Source organism: Bifidobacterium sp. ESL0704 (genome assembly GCF_029392075.1).
GTDB lineage: Bacteria > Actinomycetota > Actinomycetes > Actinomycetales > Bifidobacteriaceae > Bifidobacterium.
In genome coordinates this window covers 860409-885481 of record NZ_CP113929.1, presented here as the reverse complement: position 1 = coordinate 885481, position 25073 = coordinate 860409, and the positions used below count along the sequence as shown (strand labels likewise).

Below are 25073 nucleotides of genomic sequence, written 5' to 3'. Positions count from 1 at the left end.
ATGACACGAGATGCCCGGTTTGAAGAACAAATACGGAAACTACAGATTGATTGGATTGGCCGTTGAACTACTCTGGATTACCTTTCCTTGTGAAAACGCAATGTGGCCATCTCAAAGGGTCGGAGGCTGATTGCGGCATCCTGCGCCGACTGCGTGCCGGCGAGGCAGACCGGCAGGTCATCGGCCAGATCGTCCGTTTCAAGAGCGTCGGTTTCTTTTACGGTGGCATCGCTCAATGGCGCGGCGACGCTCAGTGTCGCACTGGCCGTGGCTCCCGATGCTTCATAAAGCCTTGCAATCAGGTCGCCGGAACCGTCGTCGGCCAGCTTGATCCAATCGATGACCGGCGTGCCCTTGACGTTCTTCAAGCTCACCAACGGTTCGATCGCAGGAATGTCGGCCAGCGGCAACGCGTTGATTTGCGCCGCGGCTTCAATGGTGCGAGCCATGGTGGCGTCCGCTACGATCGACCAGGCAAACTCATGGCTTCCCATGTCTTCGTGCGGATCGGGAAATACCGGGGATTCCAACAGGGAAAGCCGCAGCATGGTGCCGTTGGCCCGGTCTTGCGCAGGGTCGCCGTGAATCGGGGAGGCATCGCAGCCGTAGGTGGACGCATTGACGACCGCCACTCCATAGTCGCCCTCGTTCAAACGGACGTAACGATGGGTGCAGCTTTCGTATTTGGCCTCGTCACTGGCGTCGTTCTTGATCACCGGACGCTCGACCCAACCGTATTGGCAGTCATATCGGGCGCAAGGCAGGGCCAACGCCACCGGCATATCGACCTTAAGGAAACGCTCGCGTTCATGCCAATCGACGCTGGCACGGAAGTCGAGACGCGTGGCGCCAGGCTTCAAAACGATGTCAGTGTCGATAGCGCTATGCGAGAAGACAAGTTTGACATGGACGTTGGCAGCGTTACGGCCGTCCACCTCGGCGCTTGTAATGCGCCCGCCTTCGATGGCGTGCGCACACAGCAACGCGTCACGTTCGATCTCCCAGGCGTCATAGACGGAAGGCTCGTCCTTCAGCAACTCATAGAGGCCCAGACGCGTGCCCTGCGGCACCAATTCCCTGTGCGCCTGCAGATCGACCAACGACGATACCGAACCGTCGGATTCGATACGCGCTTTGAGCAGGCCGTTGTCGAGAACGATGCTGCCGGAATCGCTGCGCTGCAGGCTGACGGACTGAGTGCCATCGTTACCGCCGGATCGCTCGTCGCCGCCAGCCGCAGGAAGTACCTGCCATGAAGTCCCATCAGCCCTGTACTGCGCTATGGCGGCCTGATGAGCCACCGGCAGATCCGGCCGAGCCTGTTTCAACGCTTCCGCCGCCTTGGCGATCAGCACCTTCAGGCGCGACATGTCACGCTGATATTGCTCACGCGCCTCGCGGTGCACCCAAGCGATGCCGGAACCCGGAAGGATGTCGTGGAACTGGTTCAGCAGCAGCGTCTTCCAGATTGAATCAAGCTCTTCGCGTGGATACACATATCCGGCCGAAGCGGCTTCCAGCGACGCGGCAGCACACAGATACTCCGTGACACGTAGCAAGGATTCCTCCTGCCGGCAACCGCGTTTCATGTCCTGCTGGCTGGTCAATGTAGCCCGGTGCAATTCCAGGTACAGCTCACCGTGCCAGACCGGCATCTCAGGACCTGCATTCTCTTCCAACTGGGCGTGGGCAGCCTTGAAGAAGGTGTCCGGGGCCTCAAGCCTGACACGGGAGACACCCTCCAGATCCTCGTAGCGGTGCAGATGACCGAGCATCTCACGGGTCGGCCCGCCGCCGCCGTCGCCCCAGCCGTAGAGCAGAATCGACTTGTCGGCGAAATCCTTGTCTTGGAAGTTCTTTTCGGCGTGGGTCAGCTCTTCGACGGTGGTCCAGGCCGCATACGTATCCGAAGGCGGGAAGTGCGTGAAGATACGCGTGCCGTCGATACCTTCCCACATGAAGCTGTGATGCGGGAACTTCGTGGTGTCGCTCCAAGATATCTTCTGGGTCAGGAACCACTTGTAGCCCGCACGTCGCGCGATCTGCGGCCAGGAACCGTTGTAGCCGAAGCTGTCAGGCAGCCACACCCCGTCCGGGCGAACGCCGAAGCGCGAGCTGAAATAGCGTTGGCCATAGGAGATCTGACGGATCAGCGATTCCCCGGTGGGCACCATGCCATCGGCCTCCACCCACATGCCGCCAACGGGGATGAACCGTCCTTGCGCCACGCGTTCTTTGACCTGTTCGAAGAGGTCGGGATGGTCCTGCTCAAGCCAGGCATACTGCTGCGCCGAGCTCATCGCATAGATATAGTCCGGGTCCTGGTTCATCAACGCCAACGTGTTGCTGACGGTTCGGGCCACCTTGCGCCGGGTCTCGCGTACCGGCCAGAGCCATGCCGAATCGATATGGGCGTGGCCCACGGCACTGACCTCCATCGCCGAGGCGTTCGCCCGTTTGGAAAGCACTCCTTGCAACGCCTCCCGGGCCGTCACCACGGAACCCGGCACCTGCTCATCATAGACGTTGAGCGAACGCTGCAACGCCTTGGCCAGCTGCCAATAGCGCGGCGAATCCTTGTCAGCCTGGCCCATCAGCATGCTCACCACGTCGAGATCGAGCCAGTAATCCTCCATCTGGGCGTCGAAGGCGCAGACGTTGGCACTGCGGAACACATACTGTTCTTCAGGTTTGCCGGTGGCCTTCTCCCCCAGATTCGTTTCGATGAAGGGCGGCACGCCAAGCAGCAGCGGGTTGCAGGCCGCTTCCAGATACAGCGTGAACGAGCCGTCGTCAGCCACATCAACGTCGGCCGTGCCATCGGCTTCGACAAGCCGCACCCAGAAGTTCTTGGGATGCACCGCTTTGACGATGGTGCCATCGGAGCGATAGACCATGCCTTCGATATGGCCGCCCGGCGAATGGTCGTACCAGCCCAAATCGAGCATCAGTTCGACAGGGCGTTCGGCCTCTTTGTCAGCAGCTGCGTCGAGGCTTCCGCCCCGCACCGGAACATGGCCGGTGATCTCGAACCAGACCGTGCCCCAGGTCGTGCCCCAAGGCGACCCCATCTTGAACGGTTTGAAATCGATGCTGCCGGCGGCGAGGCGGTCGAAAAATTCACCCGAAGGCATCGGTTCGCCTGGAATGTCGAAAGCGCGTACGCCGCAAGGCTCAAGTACGGGGTGAATATGTGGCCGCACCCTCTGGCGCATCACTCGAGAGCATCGATCCAATTGCTGCTGCGGTTTCAGGAACATCTCGTCTTTCCTCCACTTGCCGACCGATTCGGCAGCGTCTGGCAACGCCGCCCACTTGTGTTCCGTTTTACAAGAACGAGAGGACTAAAACGCTTTAGTTATATCTGGCGTGTCATCCTACGTTTCATCCACCGCCTCGGGAAAATCCGCACCTTGTCATTTCATTTGACACGCACCGTACGGTTCCGGATGTCGCCGGCGACATCCGGACCGCGACTGCGGATTCCTCGGCGGTCCGCATCCAAAGATGCCTCAATCGTCATCGGCAATCTTTTGCCTTATTACGTTAATGCCTACTTAGTTTCCTTAAATAGAGAAGCACGGTATTTCAGCGTACTCTATGAGAACTTATCCATTTATATCAAAAACCAGTCATCTTCATTTGCAATTTATGTAAATCTTGTTATCATTAATGTCAGGCTATCAGAGATTGATAACTCATGTTTTTTTGTGATACTCAATGTAGAGAGCAGTAAGGAGAACATCAATGAAGCACAAACACTCCATAGTCCCGATCACCCTGGCAGCGATACTGTCAGTGGCGTTCATGGGACAGAGCGCGCTGGCGGCTCCTGCGCCAACGCCGTTGCCGAATAGGCAGGAAACATCCGACTCGCCGGGCGCTGCCCGGACGCCGCTGACTCCCCCGGCCGCCCCGTCCACTTTGGGGGTAACCCCGCGCAGCGCCAGCGACTGGACACTCGAGAACCCGAAGGACGGGGAAAAACTCGAAGACTACAACGGCGGTTGGGTGCATTTCGTATCCAGCACCGACAACGGCAACAGCCCGACGGGCACACTCCCGGCAATCGCCGTTTCCAAGACGGCCATCGATTTGACACAGCCGCACGCGATCAAGGCCACGCTCTTCTCAGGCAACACGCAGAACCGATTCGGCTTCTATCTCGGATACAAAGATCCGGGCAACGGGCTGTTCATCGGCTTCGACACGGGCGGATGGTTCTGGCAGAAATACGCTGGCGGCGACGGGGAATATTACAAGGGCTCACGCCTCCCGGCACCGTCCTCGGGCAACCAGACGGCCGAAATAGAGTGGAACGGGACAGTGGCCACCCTGTACGTCAATGACGTTAAGGCGTTCGATGTCGATTACAGCGACATGACCGCCCTCACCGACAAACTGGCCATGAAGGCCGGAACGTTCAACGGCACCACCACCGACCAATACATCGCGGGCTTCGGCGACTACGCTCCCGACTACAACGAATACAGCATTTCCGGAACCGTCAAGGACCCGGCCGGAGCCCCGATTTCCGGCGCGGGCTTGCGCGCCAGCGCCGGCAGGGCCGACAAGGGCGCAACCGCCACCACCGCAGCCGACGGCACATTCACGTTGACGGGACTGAAGACAGGCAAGCATACGCTGCTCGCTTTCAAGCACGGCTTTGACGACCTGACGCAGGACGCGAACATCGATCACGCGAATCTGGATTCGCAGAACATCGTGCTCACGACGACCACCAAGGTCTCCACCAATACCCTGCAGAACGCCGAGATGAAGGCGGAAGTCAACAAGCACTTCCCCTCCGTCGTCCAATACACCATGAAGAAGCAGGGCGACAAGGTGATGTACGGGCAGAGCAGGGACGTGCGCACCGTTGAGATCAACGGCACCAACATCTCCCTGAAGGACGCCGACGTCACCTACACCGCCCTCGGCCAGGACAAGGCGCGCTACAACCTCACTGTCAAGGATTCGTCGAAGAACATCGACGCCACGCTGGTGGTCGACATGTCGCTGAAGGCCAACAGCCTGGATCTGAAGGTTTCCACGGTACGCAACAACGCCGGCAACGACCATCCCATACAGACGATCTCCTTCCCCGGCCAATCCCTGATCTCGGTGCGTTCCAACCAGAGCGCCGCGCAGTTCACCGGCGCCAGAATGTCGAGCGACACCGCCCAAAACGGCGACAGCACCTTCAACGTCACCAAGAACACCCAGATCAACGATGCCGGCGACTACGTCTACGGCTTCGTCTCCGGCGGCGGGCTGAGCGCCGGGCTGTGGAGCAATTCCGAACATGACGGCACCGCGGTGAAGGCCGTGTCTGGAGGCGCCAAGAACACCCGCGTCGTGGCTTCCACCCAGTATCTGGAAGGCGAGACCTCGCTCGGTCTGACCAGCGCGCCATGGTATTACAACCGTGTCGTCAGCGACTCGAAAAACACCAGCTACACCGACGATCCCACCGCCATGCCGGAGGAGAAAATCGTCATCACCGGCGACGAGAACTCCGACAACACCGTCAATTGGGAGGACGGGGCCATCGCCTATCGCTCCATCATGAACAACCCCTACAAATCGGAGGAAGTGCCCGACCTGGTCTCCTACCGCATCGCCATGAACTTCGGCGGACAGGCGCAGAACCCGTTCCTCACCACGTTGGACAATGTCAAGAAAGTGGCATTGAACACCGACGAGCTCGGCCAATCCGTATTGCTCAAGGGCTATGCGAACGAGGGACACGATTCCGGGCATCCCGACTACGGCGACATCGGCAAACGCATCGGCGGCGCCAAGGACATGAACACCCTGATGACCAAGGGCAAGCAGTACGGCGCCCGGTTCGGCGTGCACGTCAACGCCAGTGAGATGTACCCCGAAGCCAAGGCCTTCAGCGAAGGCATGGCACGTCGCTACAGCAACGGCGGTCTTCGCTACGGCTGGAACTGGCTCGACCAGGCGGTCGGCATCGACGGCATCTACGACCTCAACCACGGACGCGCGCAACGCTTCGGCGACTTGAAGAAGAAGGTCGGTGACAACCTCGACTTCATCTACGTCGATGTCTGGGGCAACAACACCTCGGGCAACGAGGACTCCTGGGAGACCAGAAAACTCTCCAAGGAGATCAACGACAACGGCTGGCGCATGGCCAACGAATGGGGCAGCGGCAACGAATACGACGCCACATTCCAGCATTGGGCGGCAGACCTGACCTACGGCGGCAGCGAGCTGAAAGGCGAGAACTCACAGGTGATGCGCTTCCTGCGCAACCACCAGAAGGACAGCTGGGTCGGCGACTACCCGAGCTACGGCAACGCGGCAAAGGCCCCGCTGCTTGGCGGATACGACATGAAGGACTTCGAGGGATGGCAGGGACGCAACGATTACGCCGCCTACATCACCAACCTCTACACCCATGACGTCTCGACCAAGTTCATGCAGCACTTCACCGTCAACCGATGGGTCAACAACCCACTCGACCCGACCGCCCCCAAGGACGCTTCGGTCAACAACGGCAACGAGCAGATCACACTGATCGACGGCAAGGGCAACACCGTTGTCGTCAGCAGGGCCTCCAACACCATTTCCAGCGCCGATTACCGCAACCGTACCATCACGCTCAACGGCAAGACGGTCGCCAGCGGTTCCGTGACCTCCGGTGACAACAAGATCGCCGGCGACGAGTCCTACCTGCTGCCATGGCTCTGGGATTCCCAGACCGGCAAGATGCTGGACACCGGCAAGCAGAAGCTCTACCACTGGAACACCGTGGGCGGCAAGACGACCTGGACGCTCCCGCAAGGTTGGGAGAACCTGAGCAACGTCAAGGTCTACCAGCTGAGCGATCAGGGCAAGAGCAACATGCAGACGGTCCCGGTCTCGGCAGGAAAGGTCACCCTCGACGCCAAGGCCAAGACCCCGTATGTGGTCTACCAAGGCGAGCAGCAGCAGCTCAAAGTGCAGTGGAGCGAAGGCATGCACGTCGTGGACGCCGGCTTCAACGGCGGGGCGAACACCCTGGGCACCAACTGGAAGGTCGGCGGCAACGGACAGGCCGAGATCGTGGGCGTCAACAACGCCATGCTGAAGCTGACGGGCGAATCCAACGTCTCCCAGGAGATGACCGGGCTTAGCGCCGGCAAGCGCTACGCCGTCTACCTCGGAGTCGACAACCGCAGCGCCGGACAGGCTTCCGTCACCGTCAGCGACGGCGACAAGACCCTGGCCCGCAACACCACCGGCAAGAGCATAGCCCGAAACTATGTGCAGGCCTATGGTCACAACGACAAGTCCAATGTCCAAGACAACTCCAGCTACTTCCAGAACATGTATGTCTGGTTCACGGCCCCTGCGAGCGGCAAGGCCACACTGACCCTCTCGCACGAGCCCGTGACCGGCGACACCGGACATGCCTACTTCGATGACGTGCGCATCCTCGAGAACGGCTACGACGGCATCACCTACGAGAAGGACGGCACGCTGAAAACGCTGAGCAACGACTTCGAGAACAACGCCCAGGGCATCTGGCCGTTCGTCATCGGAGGCCTGGAAGGCGTCGAGGACAACCGCACCCACCTTTCCGAGCTTCACGCGCCTTACACACAGGCGAACTGGGACGTCAAGAAGATGGATGACGTGCTCGGCGGCAATTGGTCGGTCAAGACCAACGGCCTGGTGCAAAAGGACGATCTGGCCTACCAGACCATCCCGCAGAACGTGCGGCTTGAGCCCGGCCAGACCTACAGGGTCTCCTTCGACTACCAGAGCGGCAGCGACGGCATCTACGCCTTCGCCACCGGAGACGGCGAGTACAACTCGAATACGGTCAATCTCAGCCCCATCTCGAAGGCACTGGGCAAGACGGCACACGCCACCTACACGGTGACCGGCGGACTGGACGGCAATTCCTGGTTCGGCATCTACTCGACCAGCAAGGCCCCCGACCTGCAAGGCACAAGCGACGACGTCGCCAACTTCGGCGGATACCAGGACTTCGTGCTCGACAATCTCAAGGTCGAGCATGTGGATTCCCAGACACGAACCAAGGCACAGGCCGAAGCGAAGCTCAAGGAAATCCGGAACAAGTACGATGCGCAAAACGCAAAGTACTCCGATGAGGCCTGGAACACCTACGAATCGACGTTGAACAAGGCCCGCGTGCTGATCGACAAGGACGGCGCGTCTACTGCCGACTTCACCGAAGCCTATGACCTGCTTGTCGCACTGGACGCTTACATGCAGCATCCTTCCGACAACAGCGACAAGGACGACTGGGATGTGGCTGGAGACCAGTATTCGGTCTCCGCCGGCAGCGAGCGACCGGGATCCGACACCGAAGGACCAAAGGAACTCGCACAGGACGGCAAGCCCGGCACATGGTGGCACACGGCCTACGGCCATAATGCGATCACCAGCAAAGACGGCTGGTACGAGTTCGACCTTTCCAAGCCGACCACCGTCAACGGTCTTCGCTATCTTCCCCGCCAAGGCGGCGCCACGGTCAACGGCAAGATCAAGAAGTTCGACATCGATGTCACCGACAAGGACGGCAACGTCACGCACGCGGTGGTAGGCGGCACATTCTCCACGGATACGGTATGGCAGAAAGTCTCCTTCCCGAGCGTTGCCAACGCCGTGAAGGTGCGCCTGATCGCGATTGAGACCGGTGGCCAAAGCGCCGAGGAGACCAATTGCTATGTCTCCGCCGCAGAGCTGCGTCTGACTACCGACCGCGATGTGGCACGCACCCCCGCCATCGTCGACAAGACCGGATTGCAGCGTTCCATCGCCCGCGCGCAGAAGATCGTGGACGAAGGCAACACGAGCGCCGATTCCCTGATGTTGAAGGGAACGACGTCTGTGCTGCGTGCCAATGGTCGCTACACCGAGGACTCGTGGCAGACCCTCCTGACCAAGCTGGACAAGGCCAACGAAGTGGAAGCCAAGGCATCGGCCACCGATTATGAGGTGGGGCTTGCCAAGGCGAACCTCGACACAGCCATCGACGGTCTGGTACGCACCGAGCCGAGCCCGGAACCGACACCGACGCCAACGCCAACGCCAACGCCAAGCCCGACTCCGACACCGACACCAACGCCAACGCCAAGCCCGACTCCGACACCGAGCCCTGCACCGACACCGCTGCCCAACCCGAATCCGGTGCTTCGTCCGACGCCAAACGGCAATGGCAAGCACCACGGCAAACGTCCCGTGTCGGCACCACTCGCCGATACCGGCAGCATCGTCACCACGATGGTGTTGACCGCTCTGTCAGTGCTGGCCGCAGGCATCTGCCTGTCGTGGACAAGTCGTCGCCGGCTGCGCCAACGGTGATTCCGGTCCCCTCGGCAATTAGCCGCCGCCTACCATAACGAGGCCACGAATAATTACCGAGGGCTCCATCCAAGCGCCGCAGCCAATCCTCATCGATCGCTGCGGCGCTTTGGTTTCCCGTCTCCCGAAGTAATAAAATACGATGATTCTCATCGTTATCAAACAATGTTCAGTGAAGAACAACCCAGCAAAGAAGCACTATGAAACCTACAACATCATTCACTTTCCCCACCCCAAAGGCATACGCAGACTCGCCAGGAAAAAGAAACAGACCACAACGCCTCGCCGGCACGCTGACCGCATTGATCGCCTGTTGCGGATTATGCCTATCCACGAACGTCGCCACCGGACACGCCTACGCCGGCGAAACCGAGCCCCAGCCCCTGATGCAATTCAATTTCGACAATACATTGGAAGACCAAAGCGGCAACGGCCATAACGGCATCGCCAAGCAGAATGCGGAATATGTAGACGGCATCTCCGGCAAGGCGCTGCGCATACACAACAGCAATGACAGCAGCTCCTCCCCCGCAACGCAATATCTGCGTTTCACCGATGGCGACGACATCCATCTGGGCACCGATGATTTCGCGGTCTCGCTGTGGTACAAGACCGCAAAGGGCGACAACAACGGAGCCTCGATTTTCGGCAACAAGGACTATGGCTCCGGCAGCAATGACGGATTCGTATTAGGAAGTTTCGCCGATACCGTGCGTGTCAACATGGCCGCCGACGGGACCCGCGTGGAACCAGGGCGAATCTCGGGAGCCATCGACGGGCAATGGCATCACTATGTGGCCGACTACCAGAGGAACGGCAAGCTGAGCGTCTATATGGACGGAAAGCTGAAGACCTCCTCCGACCTTTCGCCGCTCAACGGAAAATCCGCAGACGCCGGAGCACTCACCCTCGGCGCCGACAGCAACGGGGCCTACGGACTTGCCGATTCCGCCATCGACAACCTCACCTTGTACAAAGGTCTCGTCTCACCCGACGGTGCCGCCCGGCAATATATATCCGCAATCGTCGCCTACGACCGGACAGCGAACACCGCTCGTCTGGCCGATGCGAAGGCCTCCGGCATCATCAGCCAGACTCAGGCCGATGAAATCCAACAGGCCATCGACGACGAAAACGCGCTGGCCGCCTCCTCGGATGTCGACGCCGTCAACACCGCCAGACAAGCCGTCAACGACCTCTTCTCCAAAATCTCAAGCACGGAACTCTACATGCCCTTCGACGGCGATTACTCCGACTCGGGAACGAACCACTGCACAGGCTCGCCTACCGGATCACCGCAATTCGTGCCGGGAATCAACGCCAAGGCCATCCACCTGCACAACACCAAGGGCAGCACCAGCTCCCAGGCCGACCAGTCCGTGGCATTGCCGTCGTGCAACAGCACACGTCTGGGCAAAAACGACTTTTCCGTTTCCCTTTGGTACCGTTCATCGAACGGCGGCAACAACGGAGCGGCGATCATCGGCAACAAGAACTACAATTCCGGCACGAACAAGGGCTTTGTCATCGGAGCCTTCGCCAAAGACATCCGCGTGAACCTGGCCGATGGCTCAACGCGCGTGGAAAGCAGCAGGATAGGCGGGGTCATTGACGGGCAATGGCATCATATCGCCGCGAACTTCGCCCGTGCCGGCTCTCTGGACGTCTATGTCGACGGCACGCTGCGTTCAAGCAAAAGCCTTCAAGCGCTCAAAGACGTGTCCGCCGATGCCGGAAACCTCGTCATCGGCGCCGATTCGAACAACGCCAACAGCGTCAACGATGCCGACATCGACGAGGTCCGCCTGACGCACCATACGCTCACCGCCGACGAGATCAGCCAGCAATACCTTCCCGGGAAACTGCTCAACGAGACGGCACAGGCGCAAGCCCTGATGGCCGCCCACCCCGAAGCGAGCGACGCAAAGCGCGAACAGATGCAGAAACTCATCGCCGCCGCACAATCCCCGCAACACGACAACGCGGTGCTGCAACGCCGGCTGCGCGACCTTCAGTTGGCCGAAGAAAACTATCTCGACCCGACGCCTCCCGCAGATTTCACCTTCGATGTCATCTCCGATCCCCATATTTCCGATGCTGCCAGTCTTGCCAATCTGCGGACGGCGCTTGGCGATATGAACGTGCTCAATCCCGATTCCCAGGCTCTGGTCTCCGCCGGGGACAACGGTGACAGCGGCAGCGAGCAACAGGAAAAGGATTTCTACAAGGCGGTGGACGACGAACACGGCAGCAAGGTGCCCATCCTCGCATTGGGCAATCATGACGTACGTTGGCAAGGCAGCGTCAGCAACCCATTGCACGGGCTGCAGGACCCGACGACCGCACCCGGCGGCACCACCCCCGTGTTCGACCGATATCTCAAGAACAACGGCAAGTACATGATCAATTCGCAAACCGGATTCGACGCGGCGAGCCAGCACCAGCTCTATTTCGACCAATGGGTCAAGGGTTATCATTTCCTGGTCATCAACACGGAGAAGGACTTGAAAGACCAAGCCTACATCTCGCAGAAGCAGCTGAATTGGGTCGAAAAGACCATGGCCATCGACGCCAAGGCGAACAAACCGATCTTCCTCGTCGCCCATCAGACTTTCTCCGGCACCGCCGACCATCTCTTGGAAGACGACTTGGGGGGTAGCGAAAACGGGGTGAACGAAGCCAAGCTCAAGCAGATCCTGTCGAAATACCCGCAGGCGGTGTTCTTCACCGGCCATGTGCATAACGGGCAGGACCTCGTAGACACCTATAACACGCCGTTCGGCCATATCGTCGACATGCCAAGCTTCGCCAACACCGATTACGGCAGTGAACTGGTCGACGGCAACGCCTATGAGGTTTCGGTCAGCGGCAGCCATGTCCACATCCGCATGCGCAACTACATCACCAATCAGTGGGTCAACGAAGGCAAATACGATTTCGACCTCGGCGACACCGATCCGAGCTATCGCGTCAAAGCCATCTCCCCTTCCGGATATATCGCGACCGCCTGCTCCCACGATGATGCCTATGACCCGGGCAACCGCAACGGGAGGCTGGAATACATCGACGACGGCGAGCGCCAAAGCAATTGGAAGTCCCAGGACCTTGATGATGTCAGCCAGGCGTGGGTCGATTTTGCCTTCTCGAAACCGACGAAGATCAGCGGCGTCACCTATCTGCCCTATTTGGGAGGTTATTTCGAGACGGGACCACACACAGGGTGGTATGACACTTCGGAGGGCACCATGCTTGGCTACCGCATCGAAGTGAGCCACGACAACGGCACAACCTACCAAACCGCGGCCACAGGAACATTGAAAACCGGGATGAAGGAAAGCTGGATGCCGATACCGACACAGACCGTCAGCAATGTGCGGGTGGTGCCGTTGTCGACCTACGGAACGACGGTCACGCGTTCGGCCAAAGGCTATGTGGCCGCTGCGGAAATGCATCCTGCCGTAATGGCACAAGGTAGCGTCACACTCAAATACCAGGACAAGCAGGGCAACCAGCTCAAGGCCGACGAGAACAAGACCGGAGACGTGGGCACACCATACTCGTTCGCCGCTCCAGCAATCGACGGCTACAGCTGCGCACAGCGCTTTGACGGCACGTATACGGACGATGACCAGACATTAATCTTCGTCTATTCGCCCAACACCGACAAAGCCGCGTTGCGCGATGCTGTTCAACAGGCACAAGCCATCGATCTGAGCCCCTACACTCCGGCCAGCACCGATCTTTTCCGTTCGGCTTTGGTCAGCGCCGAGAAGGTTCTGGATGACTCCGGCGCCACACAGCAGGAGGTACAACAGGCTGCGGATTCCCTGCAAAAGGCCGTGGCCGGTCTGGTCGTCAAAGGAGATAAGACCCGTCTGAGCGCCTTGATCGAGCAGGCGCGAAAACTCGATGGTTCGCGCTACACCCCTCAGAGTTTTGCCGTGTTGCGTCAGGCGTTGCAGGACGCCATTGCCGTTTTCAACGACGTAAACGCCGATCAGGCTGCGGCCGACAACGCCGCGCGAAAGCTTTCGGACGCGCAACAGAGGCTGGAGAGGCTGCCGATTCAGAAGCCGTCGTTGCCCGCGAAACCGTCGTTGCCGGGCGCGACCACGGGTGGGAACACACCCCTGGTCAACGGCTCGCGGCCCAATGGCACGGCAAACAGCACAACGACGGGTAAGACGAGACATGGATTGGCATCCACCGGAGCCCCCATCGTCATGCCGCTGCTTACCGGCATGATCCTGCTCGTCCTCGGAACGGCATTGGCCATGCTGGAGCGGAAGCGGCAGCACTGACCCTGCCATGTGTTCGAACGGAGCGCCTTTCAGGTTGTGACCTGCGACGCTCCGTTGGAACGCATCAAGACAGCGGCCTTCCGGTTCGCGCCTGCGCCTTCCGGATTTCCGTTAATCCCCCCGTTAATCCCTGTTAATCCCCTGTTAATCCCCGTTATTGCGTTTCACCGCATGACGTCTTGCAATCCGAACATCATCGCATCCGCCATGGTGGATTACGCTTTGAGTAGCTATCGTGCCAATCGTCATAGCGGCACGGTATCATAGAATATTCCGGCGCAAACCGGGGCTTGATAATTCAAGAATGGGGATGATCGGTTTCGACGGTGACCTGTTCGTCGCAGGGAAGCGTGCCGAGAATGTGGAGTCCACTCGAGATGACCTCCACGAAACAACAAGTGCTAAATCTAACCGCACTGAGTTCGCACTCGCTGCCTGAGCCAAGCGCCAGGATTAACCAGTGAGCTGCTGCTCCGTCCACTCCTTCTCGTCTTCGGGAGGATGTTGGGCGTCATTAGAGGACTTGCTTGAGCCATTGAACCACAGGGTGACTCGGGGACTTTAACTGTAGATATGCTCGCCATCCATTGTCCGCGACACGGATGGGGGCAGAAAAACTGCCAAAAGGCCAGCGGACTACGCACGTAGAAGACTGAGGGTTCGGCCATCGGACCGGGGTTCAATTCCCCGCATCTCCACTGATACAACGCCATCCAAGGCAACTTGGGTGGCGTTTTTCGTTGCGGTTTCGGGTTTTAAACGATTTATAAAATCGTGGGTCATAAACCGGTATAAGTTTGTCCCGCACAGTTCAACATCGTGCAGGACAAATCTATACCAAATAGCTTATTCCTTTACGGGCCATTCCCTATGGAAGCGGCCAGTCGCAAGTTCCTTATGGGTACAGATGCGACGCATGGTAACCGAATGTCTTGGATTGACAGGCGCATAGAGCACAAGTACGTTATCATGCAGATGGAATTCAACGCACCCGTTGTACAGCCCTCCGGCGTTGTCGAGGACATGAGGTTGGTAATCCTCCGGAACCTGTCCATTTACTTGCAGATCATTCGCTATAAGCTCGCGCAATTCCACGACACATGCACTATCATGTCTTTTCAACCTCCGCAGGTCCGTCAGAAAGACATCGGAATAATAGATTTCCAACATGTCATTCCTCCGCGAGAATAGAGTTGAACAGCTTTCTGGTCTCTTCGGACGTGTAGCATACCACATCACCGGGCAGAGGATGCCGAGACAGCCAGTCCGACTGCTCTGGTGTCAATGCCCCCATACTTTTCTCTGCAGCCATAACTTCAATGTACCTATTGAGGTCATTGACCAGCGTGCTGCCGTTGTCCCTTGCCTTCTGATCGGCAAGATGGTATTGCTCATCATCGACAGGCAAGTTAATGGTCACTGTGGCCATATACGCCTCCTTCGTTCCAGTTAATGCTATTCTATGTCGCCTTTGCTCCTTCCTCCACGTTTTCCGCCCTCGGCCTTTCGCTGTACCATAGAGGTGAGGCGTTTAGTTAGCCCACAATCTCCAGTTTTCAACCTTAAATGCTTTTCGAGCACATCCGATTCAAGCAAGCTAGGATTGAGCAGAGAATAGAGGCAACAATAACTCATTTTCCCGAAAGTTCATTAGACATCCAACAGTTCACCCTGAACCATCTTTGCCTGGCCAAAACTCGGGACTCTAATCTGAGTCATTTCCACAAGCTCAGGATTATTGATTTGACTTCCTCTCGGCCTGAACTCTATAAGTCCCCTGACACGCAGCATCATGTGCCTGTCGTGGGCCTTTATGGCTGTTTCGTACTGACCAGAATCCATGTGCACAAGAAATGTCAGGACTTTTCCACCTTCTACTGGAGCTGAAAGCTTGGCTTCGTGTTGGAGCAATTTTCCAGAATTTCTGAGTTCTGTAACCTCGCCTGTCAACGTTTGAACCTCCGGTTTTGGAGGCAACTCAAGATGTTCTCTGGCGCGTCTGAGTACTTGAATCTTCTTGTAATCGAGCTCAATGGTAAACGGAGTCGGGACATCATCCGTGAACTCGTTGATGGATAACTGTGTACGGCGCGCATCGAAACCGGCAAGCGCTGATACCATTTCATAGGAGACCCCATGTTTAATCATATCGGGGTCGTCAAAGACCTCCAGGCTTTTTTCAGAATCAGAATCATGACTTTTCAAAGTTTCTCCAATTCCATAGTTGATTGCTTCAAGGGAGGAAGCGATCTTGTTAGTTATCGTCCGTCCTTTGATGGTTTCGACCTTTTTCTTGGGGTCCTTTGTGGTGGTGGCGGCGTAGTCATGGTGAGCTGGAATGAGGGCAGTAAGTTCATAGCTGCCCATCCTTGTCTGGCCCATGTACGACTCGTCCATGATCGAGTCCGCAACCACATGTCCGGCACCATTGAAGATCCTTTTGGATTCGAACGCGCTTTTCGCTCCTGCGCGCAGCACATCATTTAATGCGTTGAAGGCGTTGAGTCCCGACTTCCAATTGATGAAACCGCTTTGCAAATCCGTCTCAGCATGTACATTGAGCGGGTCAAGTTCCATGCTCTGAATATAACGCTCGTATTCCAGATTCGCCTTAAAGGAATCCCCATACAGGGCCAGACACTTCTTTTCTGCACGTTGCAGCATATAGTCGTAGTCAGGAGCCCGATCGTCAATCGGTACGACGATAGAGTTCTCACTCCATTCGTCACTTCCCGATGGCCTCCAATATCTTGACTTTCCATTGAATGACGGTTCACTTGTCCATCCGAGTTTGGTAAGGACATGCTCAAACAGAATATGACTATCGTTCATAACGGCATCCCTCCCTTGACTTTCTCCATTATCTCGCACAACGCCGCGTCGTCGAACACGTGTTCCACAGGCGCGCTTATCGTTATCGTCTCTTCGTTGCGCTCCGGCAATCCTTCACAGGTCATCCAATAATTATTGGACAGCAGAGTACCTTCATCAGCCAGTTTTATCCAATCATCAACGTTGTCGGGAACATCCATGATTACCACGATGCGCCGCTCAGACGAATTTGGTCCGGCGATGATTGAATTGTCATACCGCAGTTTGCTTAGTTTAGCATGAATCAAATTATGTTCAGCGTTCCAGCATTTCCCATGGGAAACTGCTTTCAGCTGGACATCAAGTTCTGCGTCTTTCACACCGTTTACAAGTCTGCGCAGAACCAAATCGATACCCTCATCAAAGTCATAGCTGAGAACATGGCACCCAGCCGCTGCAACAATCGCTCGAACATGGGCGAGCTGATACTGTTCCATAAGATTTGGTCTACGCCTGAAAGATCCCCGGTGCAGCGGAAGACCCGTACGGCTTATCGCGTCTTCGAGTCTAGTCATGGTTATAATGATACATAGAAGAGTGACGAGTTTCATGATTTAGGCATGTTTGAAGTGTCTTGAAGTGCTCTTCATATACAGCGTTTCATACGTTGCTTGCGAAAGCAATAGACGAAAACTATTACAATCAGTGAGGTTTCTGTCTTTGCAATCAATTTCTGGCATCTCCACAAACACAATGTCGTCAGGGCTCGCCCTGACGACATATTTTTTAGTCAATCACGGAAACAATTGCTTGGATTCCTACATGGCCTTGTCGAAGGCCTGGAAGATCAGCGACGCCACTTTGGCACCGGGGTCCTCGAGCTTTCTCGACTCCTCACCACGGATCGCCGCCCTGCCGTGGATGGCAAGCATGCCGACAGTGGACTTGAAGCCGTTCTCTGCGGCGACGGCAGCCGTTGCCGCCGCTTCCTTCAGACTCTTGCCGGCCGCCACGGCATCCTTCAAGGCCTTGACACCGGGATCGAAACCATCCAAGAACGTCTTCTCCCCGATTTTCGCCTTGCCCAGTTTTTGGACACCCTGCTCATAGGCCTCAAACAACGAGACCCAATCGTCATCGCTGAATTCGGTCTTTCCGCGAAGCGCTCTGGCAGCCTGCATGAGTCCCGAGGCCATCAGCGTGCCCATGGTGGAAGGCACCTTGATGCTCATGGCCTTGCCGGCGGCATACAGCAACTTGCCCAGATCCTCCTGATCGGAATCCTTGACCGCGTCGTACGCAGCCGTGAATCCGTCGGACATCGTCAGCCCCAAGTCGGCATCGCCGACGATGGAATCAATCGAAATCAGATAGTCCTTGTTTTCGACCATGATCTCGGAGGCCTGATGCAGGAATTCGATAACCATACTTTTACTTGTCATTGCTTCCCTTCCTATTTCAAAGCTGGACAAAGAACGGGGTCTGCGCAGGAGCGTCAAGGTAGCCCTTGAGCTCGTCATCCAATTTCAGCAGCGAGATGGAGACGCCCGCCATGTCGATGGCCGTCGCATAATTGCCGACATAGTAGCGATACGGCGAAATGCCCTTGTCCTTGAGATACGCGTCGATCTTGCGGGTGACGATGTACTGCTCGTCAAGAGGCGTCGCCCCCAAGCCATTGACCAGCACAGCCACCTCGTCGCCGGACCGGTACGGCAAATCGGCGACGACCTTGTCGAGAATCTCGGTGACGATCGCATCGGCGGGTTCAAGCTTGCCACGACGGATGCCGGGCTCGCCGTGGATGCCCATGCCGATCTCCATCTCGTCGTCGGCGATCTCGAAGCTTGGTTTGCCCACGCGCGGCACCGTCAGCGAGGACAGTGCCACGCCCATGGTGCGAACGTTGTCGGCCGCCTTGGTGGCGATCCGCTTGACCTCGTCCAGATTCAGCATCTTGTCCGCGGCCGCACCCGCGCATTTGAACACGAAGAAGATGCCGGCGACCCCGCGACGCGTATTCGGCTGGTCAGGGGAAGTCGGGGCGGGCGACGCCACATCATCGCATCCGACCAGCGATTCGACATGAATGTTCTCTTCGAAATCAGCCTGATCGGCCGCCATGTCGAAATTGAAGATGTCACCGTTGTAGTTGCCGTATATGTAGAGCACGCCGGCCCCGGAATCGATGTACTTGGTCACGGCCAGCATCTGGTCCGGACTCGGGCTTTGGAAGACGTCGCCGACCGAGCAGCCGTCGAGCATTCCCTTACCGACATAGCCGAGGAACAGCGGCAGGTGCCCCGAGCCGCCGCCCGTCGCAAGGCCGACCTTCCCTTCCTTCTTGTTCGCCGTCACCAGACAATGGACATCGTCGCCAGTGTAGGTGACCAGATCCGGGTGGGCGATATACAGTCCCTCGAGCGTCTCTTTGACGTAGTCCTCAGGTTTGTTGATAATCTTCTTCATGGTTTGACCCTTCCTTATGTCAAATTCCTAAAACAGCAAAGCGCCCATCAAACAACACGATCGGAACATGATGATGAAACCGACAGCGCTGTTGGCGACAGACGAAATCTGCATGCAGATCCCCGCAAAGCCGACCTTTGATGATGACCAAACCAGTTTTTATGAACACCCATTGTCCGCATAAAATCACCACCATGGTCGGAACCCTTCTTACAACCATCATAAAACATTCGATGCGCGACAGGCGGGGTCAACCGGAAGATTCTGCCGCCGCAAAGACGGTCTCAGGAGAGAAAGGTTTCCGCGGCCGAAAACCACCACTCATTTCGTTCGAACCCCTTGAAATGTCAATCTTCAGGCGTTCTCATGTTTTTTTGAGACGAATGCGCAATGGTAACGCACGTAAAGCATTGCTTGAGGCGCATACCCACGTCAGATTTCATCCGAAATCGACTCGAAAGCAATACAAAGACCTCAATCCGGCCATGCCTGAAAACAGATGCGCCAACCTCATCTCGCAGCACCCATCTCACGCTATCGCTGCTTCGCCTGATTCCATGATGTTCCCGGCCACACTACACTTGGTAGCTATGAGAATCGTGTTGCAGAAAGTCAGCAAAGCCAATATCGATGTCATCGACGAAGCGACCGGCGAAGTCGATGAATCGTTCGAACCGCAGCATATCGGCGTGGGTTTTGTGCTGCTGGTCGGTGTCAGCGACGGCGACGGGCAGGAACAGGTCGACTGGCTCGCCCATAAAATCAGCAGATTGCGCGTGTTCGAAGACGAAAACGGGAAGATGAACCTTTCGCTCGGCCAGGTAGGCGGCGAGATCCTGTCGGTTTCGCAGTTCACGCTCTTCGGCGACGTACGGCACGGCAATCGGCCGAGCTTCATCACGGCCGGCAAACCGGAACACGCCGAGCGCATCTGGCTTGACTTCAATGATGCGTTACGCGCCGAGGGCATCAGCGTAAAGGTCGGCCGCTTCGGCTCGCATATGCGCGTGGCACTCACCAACGACGGCCCCGTGACCATCCTCTTCGACACCGACGAGCTCATGGCCAAGCACTGAACGTGAGTTTCCGATGGCAAACCTGTGCGAAACGGCAATAAACCAGGTCTCCACCATGGCTATGGATGACAGCCGAACGATGATGTCATATCCAAGACACACCGACAAAACACCATGCGACGATACATGCGGAATCCACAATCCGTTCGCAAACCGTGATTTTCTCTGTACGCCGGCTGAAGATACAGAGAAAATCACGAAAACTGGCTATAAACTGTGATTTTCTCTGCAACGGCAACAAATATGCAGAGCTAATCACAAAACCGAAGCAGCACTCATATCGGCGCCTCGTTGATTTGCATCTCAGTTGGACGCCCGCCACACGCCAGACGTGCCACTTGCAAGGTTATTTGATAATCGGGCGCAACGGGGCCGAAACGTCGACCTGATGCTTGTCGCCGATTTTGCTCGGATCGTTGATGATCTTGTCGACCACGGCCTTTTTGAGCTTCATCTCGGAGGCGTCGCCCCAAATGATGACGCGCTGGCCGCCATTGAGCTCGGTGGTGATGGAATCCTGCGTCTGGGCCGTCACCTTGGTGATCGAGCCACGCATATTGCCGTCAAGACGGCCCAGCACCTTCAATGCCTGTTGGACGGAACGGTCACGAAGGCTTGCCTTGACGTCTCTGACTTCGACGACGGGGATGCCTTTGGTCGACACATGGCCGACCTTGTTGAGCACACGACTGTAGCTGTCAACGGCGGTCTCGCTGCCGTCAGGGGTCTTCAGCATCGCCGCCGGTTCCTGTGCAGTGATGGTCACCTTCATCGCCTGCGGGTATATTTTCTCAACCTTGGCCATCGAAACCCCGGGAATGTCTTTCAATTCCGCTTCGACGTCACCGGCGGAGACCAACAGCAACGATTTGCCGGCCTGCTTGTCGGCGATGGAGACCACGCGGGCCTTGCCGACCCATTGGTTTTCACCCGACACCGAAATCTGATGGGCATCAAGCAAAAAGACCGGCGAGAAGAAGAGCAGCCAGCCGAGCGACGCCAAAACAGCCGCGATTACCAGGGCAATCAGGACTTTGGCCGCTGTCTTGAACACATGGACGCGCCGACGTTCCTTCAACCGAGCATTGAAATCGATGACCTTGGGACGGGCGGCGACCCCTAACGCGCCGGAAGTCTGGTTCAGCGTCTCGCCGATCAGATCCTCGTTTTTCAGCGCTCTGGCATCGACGAAGCCACCGGGTGCGCTTTTGGTGACGGCACCGGCCGAGGATGCCGAACGCGGCGAACGAACGGATGATGAGACCTCATCGGCATCCGTCAACGGCTCATCGATGCCGTATTTCGGTTTTGTGAAGGGACCGCGGCGGAAAAAGCCGACCGATTTTTTGCCGGCAGACGTTCGCGCGTCAGCGGATTCGACAAATCGGCTTCGATCTGAAGCCGTTGCCGAGGAGGCCATTCTACGCGTTGCGCGACGCGCATCAATCATGCTGCCGTCATCGGCAAAGGCGCCGGATGTCACTGAACGAACCCGACGCGGCGAATCCTCTTCCATACCCTTACGCGACGAACGAGAACCGCCGTGGGAATCGTTGACCAAGTGGAAATCGGAATGCCCGGTTTTTCTCCGCTTTCCGGTCCTCACGCCGAAATCATTGACCATTCCCTCATCGCCGGAAGCAGACGGTCCATCAGAGAAAGAGGCGACGCCTCGGCCACGCCGTGACGAATCGCCTTCACCTCCGCGCCCGCTGGCTACACGACGGCCTGCCATCAGCGCGACTCCCCCGCACGCGCTTTGAGCATTTCAAGCATGACATCATCCATCGTGGTGACGTCGCCGGCACCGACAGTGATCAGTACATCGCCGGGATGCGAGTGACGGACCAGCGTTTCGGCACCGTCCCGGAGATCATGCGAAGCGACGATCCATCCTTGGGACGGTTCATGATGCAAGCTGCCGGCGGCATCGACAATGACCTGCGAGGTGATGGTCGGAAAATCCTCCTGACGTTCACGCGCGGGATAAATCGGCGCGACGACGACATCGTCCGCCTTGGACAGCGCGGCGGCGAACCGGTCGATGAAAAATTTTGTGCGGCTGAACAGATGCGGCTGGAAAAGCACACGAATCGCGGAATCGGGGTAACGACGGCGCGCGGCATCGAGCAAGGCCGCGATTTCGGTGGGATGGTGGGCATAGTCGTCTACGAGCGTCACCCCGTCTGCCACTCCGTTGACTTCGAAACGGCGAGAGGCCCCCCTAAACGTTGCGGCCGTGCGTGCTGCAAGCACCGGGTCCATACCCAGCAGTGTGGTGACGATGATGGCCGCGGTCGCGTTGCGCGCGTTATGGATGCCCGGAATCCGCAAAGTTACCGGTACGCGGCGTTGTTCGGAGCATCCCGCCAAACCTGCCGGCAGCTCGATGGTAAAACGTTCGGTACCGTCACCTGCGCTTTCCTGTTCCGCAAGGATGCGCACCAGCTTGGGATGGGCACCCTCATCGGCCCCCATACCATGCAGACCTGCGATTTGCGCGACATCGCCACTCGGGTCGGTGGTATAGCAGATGGTCCTGGACGCCACTTCGGACGGAAGCCGGCGCACAATGGCCTGTGCCCCCTTGTCGTCAACGGACAAGATGACGTAGCCCTTGGCGTGACCGGCATATTCGACAAACGCCTGCTGATAGTGCTCGGCGTCGCCGTAATGGTCGAGATGGTCGGCTTCGGCGTTGGTGATCAGCGCGAACTGCGGCCGGTATTTCTCGAAACTGCCATCGGACTCGTCGGCTTCGGCTACCAGTACGTCACCGCTGCCGGCATGCCCACCGTCGATGGCGGCACCGTCCGGGCCCTGGATGGATCCACCGATGGCGTAGCTCGGATCGGCGAGTCTGGCAGTTTGCTTTTCGGCGCGCGCCTGAGCATCGGCCTCGGCTCCGGCATTGACAAGGATATGGGAAATCAAAGAGCTGGTGGTTGTCTTGCCGTGCGCGCCGGCCACACTGACCGCGCATTTGCTGGCCATCAGCAACGCAAGGATGTCGCTGCGATGCACGATATGCGCCCCGGCCCGGGCTGCGGCGACGATCTCCGGGTTGTCGGGTTTGATGGCGCTGGAATAGACGACTGTGTGCGCACCGTTCACGTTTCCGCTGCGCTGGCCGAAATGAACCTTGATGCCAAGAGCGGTGAGCCGATCGGTTTTGGCGTTGGCCTCACGATCGGATCCGGAGACCGCGACGCCTTCTTCATTGAGCATCTCGGCGAGCACACTCATGCCTGCCCCGCCGATGCCGATGAAATGGGTGGGCCCGAGTGAGTCCAACGTGTCGGACGGGCCGAACGCGGCTTTCGTCGGGTCGAGCACAATGGGTTCAGAGCCGGTAGTTGACTGCACGATACGCTCCTTGGACGCTAGGTTTGACGATGACAACATCACTGATGCCGTTATACACTCGTTGCGCGGCTTTGTGACGCCGAACCCGCAAACCCACGCAGACTGCTTGCAATTCATCTGCCAACACGGCGGAACTCATTGACGAGAAGCGCCGTAAACCGACCATTGTCGGCACCGGTATCGGCATACAACGCCTATCTTGGCCCCCGCTTGGCTTAACCACCCCACCCTAATGCTGGCAAACCGCATATTGCCGCCATCAAAATGCAGTTTCCCAGCAGCAAATTCCGTTAGTGCTGGCAAACCGCACCTAACCGCCATCAAAATGCAGTTTCCCAGCAGCAAAATCCACTAGTGCTGGCAAACCGCACCTGAGAACCGTTAATATGCAGTTTCCATGCAGCAACGGACGAACGGACGCGATTGGCCTACCCGGATGGCATTGCCGACAATCGTCGGTAACGTCGACATCAAACGGACTGAGACGTCATTCGGCGCCCGCAGCCGCCTTGTCAAGGATGATGCCGGCCATGGTCTCGGCGGCGTCACGGATGCCGTAATCGTAAGCCTTGCGACCCATGGCCTGCAACCGTTCGCGATCGGCAATCAAAGACGGTACATGCTCGCACACCCACGAAGAGGTGAAATCAGCATCGGCGACCATCAGCCCGCCTCCGGCATCGACCACCGGCTGTGCGTTGAAGCGCTGTTCGCCGTTGCCGATGGGCAGCGGCACGTAGACCGCGGGCATGCCGATGGCAGCCAGTTCGCTCACCGTTCCCGCACCGGCGCGGCAAATCACCAGATCCGCTGCGGCAAACGCCAAATCGATGCGTTCCAAGTATTCCGCCATATGATAGTCACCGAGACCTGCATGGGCCGGATCCAGATCGGTGAGCGCATGCTCGCCTACCCCGGCCTTCACCCGCCGCCCCACTTCGGCGCTTTTCTTCCGCCCGGTTAAGTGGATGACCTGCGTGACCTTCAGCAATTGCGCGGCCGCACCACTGACGGCCTCATTGAGGCTCACCGCCCCCAGGGAACCTCCGGTAACGACCACCAGCGGGCGTTCGGGATCGATGCCGAGCTGGGCGGCGGCAAGTCTGCGTGCGGCTCGAGGGTCATGTTCCAGTTTCCGGCACAGATCCGCCATCACCGGCCGCAACGGAAGCCCCACACGACGGATTTCGGTGCTTCCCTTTGCTTTGAGCCCGGTGTTGCCGTAAGCGGTACCGATGAAATCGGCCCAGCGGGCACCCAGTTTGTTGGCCATGCCGGCGCGGGCGTTCTGCTCATGAATGACGATGGGAAGGCCCATGGAATGCGCGACCGTGTAGACAGGTGCCGAAACGTAGCCGCCGAAACCGACCACCACGTCGGCATGGCGAGCCTGAAGAATGGAACGGACCTTGTTGCGTTCCTGACGCCAACGACCGGGGAAACGCAGCGCCTGCATATTGGGACGGCGCGGGAAGGGAACCTTGGCAATGGGGTCGAGCTCGAAGCCGGCCTGCGGCACCAGATCCTTTTCAAGGCCGACGTCGGTGCCGATAACGCTGACGGAAGCCTGCGGGTCATCGTGTTTGATGGCAGCGGCGACGCTCAACAACGGGTTAACATGCCCCGCGGTGCCTCCTCCGGCCAATACGATATGCTTCATCTTCCCTTTTCCTTGGCTTGTATCCATTCCGTTTCCTCGTTATCC

At 57.9% G+C, this 25073-nt stretch carries 13 protein-coding genes and 1 other RNA gene; 5 read left to right on the top strand and 9 right to left on the bottom strand.

Annotation, left to right across the window (positions count from 1 at the left end; genetic code table 11):
- Positions 1-77 precede the first annotated feature (77 nt).
- On the bottom strand, positions 78-3260 hold the full coding sequence (locus OZX64_RS02995) for an alpha-mannosidase (RefSeq protein WP_277174953.1): 3183 nt from the start codon (positions 3258-3260) through the stop codon (positions 78-80).
- Here OZX64_RS02995 and OZX64_RS02990 point away from each other — a divergent pair.
- From OZX64_RS02990 to ssrA, 4 genes are all read left to right on the top strand, one after another.
- Positions 3192-3857, top strand: coding sequence for a hypothetical protein (locus OZX64_RS02990; RefSeq protein ID WP_277175045.1), 666 nt, complete (start codon positions 3192-3194; stop codon positions 3855-3857). The genes OZX64_RS02995 and OZX64_RS02990 overlap by 69 nt on opposite strands.
- Positions 3748-9345, top strand: coding sequence for an endo-alpha-N-acetylgalactosaminidase family protein (locus OZX64_RS02985; RefSeq protein ID WP_277173738.1), 5598 nt, complete (start codon positions 3748-3750; stop codon positions 9343-9345). Before OZX64_RS02990 ends, OZX64_RS02985 begins: the two co-directional genes overlap by 110 nt.
- Before the next feature lie 200 nt (positions 9346-9545).
- Positions 9546-13646 (top strand): LamG-like jellyroll fold domain-containing protein, encoded by a 4101-nt coding sequence (locus OZX64_RS02980; protein ID WP_277173736.1) that lies wholly within the window; start codon positions 9546-9548, stop codon positions 13644-13646.
- Positions 13647-13952: 306 nt separating this feature from the next.
- Positions 13953-14347, top strand: a transfer-messenger RNA (tmRNA) gene (ssrA, locus tag OZX64_RS02975).
- Between the two features lie 470 nt (positions 14348-14817).
- Here ssrA and OZX64_RS02970 read toward each other — a convergent pair.
- The 5 genes from OZX64_RS02970 to OZX64_RS02950 form a co-directional block, all read right to left on the bottom strand.
- Positions 14818-15075: a hypothetical protein gene (locus tag OZX64_RS02970; protein WP_277173734.1), complete on the bottom strand. Its 258-nt coding sequence runs from the start codon at positions 15073-15075 to the stop codon at positions 14818-14820.
- Positions 15076-15296: 221 nt separating this feature from the next.
- The gene (locus OZX64_RS02965) at positions 15297-16478 is read right to left on the bottom strand and encodes a hypothetical protein (protein ID WP_277173732.1); all 1182 of its coding nucleotides are present in this window, start codon (positions 16476-16478) and stop codon (positions 15297-15299) included.
- On the bottom strand, positions 16475-16954 hold the full coding sequence (locus OZX64_RS02960; RefSeq protein ID WP_277173730.1) for a DUF4365 domain-containing protein: 480 nt from the start codon (positions 16952-16954) through the stop codon (positions 16475-16477). The genes OZX64_RS02965 and OZX64_RS02960 overlap by 4 nt, the downstream gene beginning before the upstream one ends.
- 321 nt (positions 16955-17275) lie before the next feature.
- Positions 17276-17899, bottom strand: a complete 624-nt coding sequence (locus OZX64_RS02955) for a dihydroxyacetone kinase subunit L (RefSeq protein WP_277173728.1) — start codon at positions 17897-17899, stop codon at positions 17276-17278.
- 16 nt (positions 17900-17915) lie between these two features.
- The gene (locus OZX64_RS02950) at positions 17916-18926 is read right to left on the bottom strand and encodes a dihydroxyacetone kinase subunit DhaK (RefSeq protein WP_277173726.1); all 1011 of its coding nucleotides are present in this window, start codon (positions 18924-18926) and stop codon (positions 17916-17918) included.
- Positions 18927-19516: 590 nt separating this feature from the next.
- On the opposite strand from OZX64_RS02950, the gene dtd reads away from it, so the two are divergent.
- The gene (gene dtd / locus OZX64_RS02945) at positions 19517-20002 is read left to right on the top strand and encodes a D-aminoacyl-tRNA deacylase (protein ID WP_277173724.1); all 486 of its coding nucleotides are present in this window, start codon (positions 19517-19519) and stop codon (positions 20000-20002) included.
- A 346-nt stretch (positions 20003-20348) separates the two neighbouring features.
- Here the strand turns inward: dtd and OZX64_RS02940 are convergent, their stop codons facing one another.
- From OZX64_RS02940 to OZX64_RS02930, 3 genes are all read right to left on the bottom strand, one after another.
- A complete protein-coding gene (locus OZX64_RS02940; RefSeq protein WP_277173722.1) occupies positions 20349-21737 on the bottom strand; it encodes an FtsQ-type POTRA domain-containing protein in 1389 nt (462 codons plus the stop codon).
- On the bottom strand, positions 21737-23407 hold the full coding sequence (gene murC, locus OZX64_RS02935; protein WP_277174952.1) for a UDP-N-acetylmuramate--L-alanine ligase: 1671 nt from the start codon (positions 23405-23407) through the stop codon (positions 21737-21739). The genes OZX64_RS02940 and murC overlap by 1 nt, the downstream gene beginning before the upstream one ends.
- 448 nt (positions 23408-23855) lie before the next feature.
- Positions 23856-25028, bottom strand: a complete 1173-nt coding sequence (locus OZX64_RS02930; RefSeq protein ID WP_277173720.1) for a UDP-N-acetylglucosamine--N-acetylmuramyl-(pentapeptide) pyrophosphoryl-undecaprenol N-acetylglucosamine transferase — start codon at positions 25026-25028, stop codon at positions 23856-23858.
- Positions 25029-25073 lie beyond the last annotated feature (45 nt).

Excerpts from the sequence above, each read along its gene's own strand:
- OZX64_RS02930 (WP_277173720.1), bottom strand. The coding sequence starts at position 25,028 with ATGAAGCATATCGTATTGGCCGGAGGAGGCACCGCGGGGCATGTTAAC.
- murC (WP_277174952.1), bottom strand. The coding sequence starts at position 23,407 with ATGTTGTCATCGTCAAACCTAGCGTCCAAGGAGCGTATCGTGCAGTCA.
- OZX64_RS02960 (WP_277173730.1), bottom strand. The coding sequence starts at position 16,954 with ATGGAACAGTATCAGCTCGCCCATGTTCGAGCGATTGTTGCAGCGGCT.
- OZX64_RS02970 (WP_277173734.1), bottom strand. The coding sequence starts at position 15,075 with ATGGCCACAGTGACCATTAACTTGCCTGTCGATGATGAGCAATACCAT.
- OZX64_RS02995 (WP_277174953.1), bottom strand. The coding sequence starts at position 3,260 with ATGTTCCTGAAACCGCAGCAGCAATTGGATCGATGCTCTCGAGTGATG.
- OZX64_RS02985 (WP_277173738.1), top strand. The coding sequence starts at position 3,748 with ATGAAGCACAAACACTCCATAGTCCCGATCACCCTGGCAGCGATACTG.
- OZX64_RS02940 (WP_277173722.1), bottom strand. The coding sequence starts at position 21,737 with ATGGCAGGCCGTCGTGTAGCCAGCGGGCGCGGAGGTGAAGGCGATTCG.
- OZX64_RS02990 (WP_277175045.1), top strand. The coding sequence starts at position 3,192 with ATGTGGCCGCACCCTCTGGCGCATCACTCGAGAGCATCGATCCAATTG.
- OZX64_RS02980 (WP_277173736.1), top strand. The coding sequence starts at position 9,546 with ATGAAACCTACAACATCATTCACTTTCCCCACCCCAAAGGCATACGCA.
- dtd (WP_277173724.1), top strand. The coding sequence starts at position 19,517 with ATGAGAATCGTGTTGCAGAAAGTCAGCAAAGCCAATATCGATGTCATC.
- OZX64_RS02955 (WP_277173728.1), bottom strand. The coding sequence starts at position 17,899 with ATGACAAGTAAAAGTATGGTTATCGAATTCCTGCATCAGGCCTCCGAG.
- OZX64_RS02965 (WP_277173732.1), bottom strand. The coding sequence starts at position 16,478 with ATGAACGATAGTCATATTCTGTTTGAGCATGTCCTTACCAAACTCGGA.
- OZX64_RS02950 (WP_277173726.1), bottom strand. The coding sequence starts at position 18,926 with ATGAAGAAGATTATCAACAAACCTGAGGACTACGTCAAAGAGACGCTC.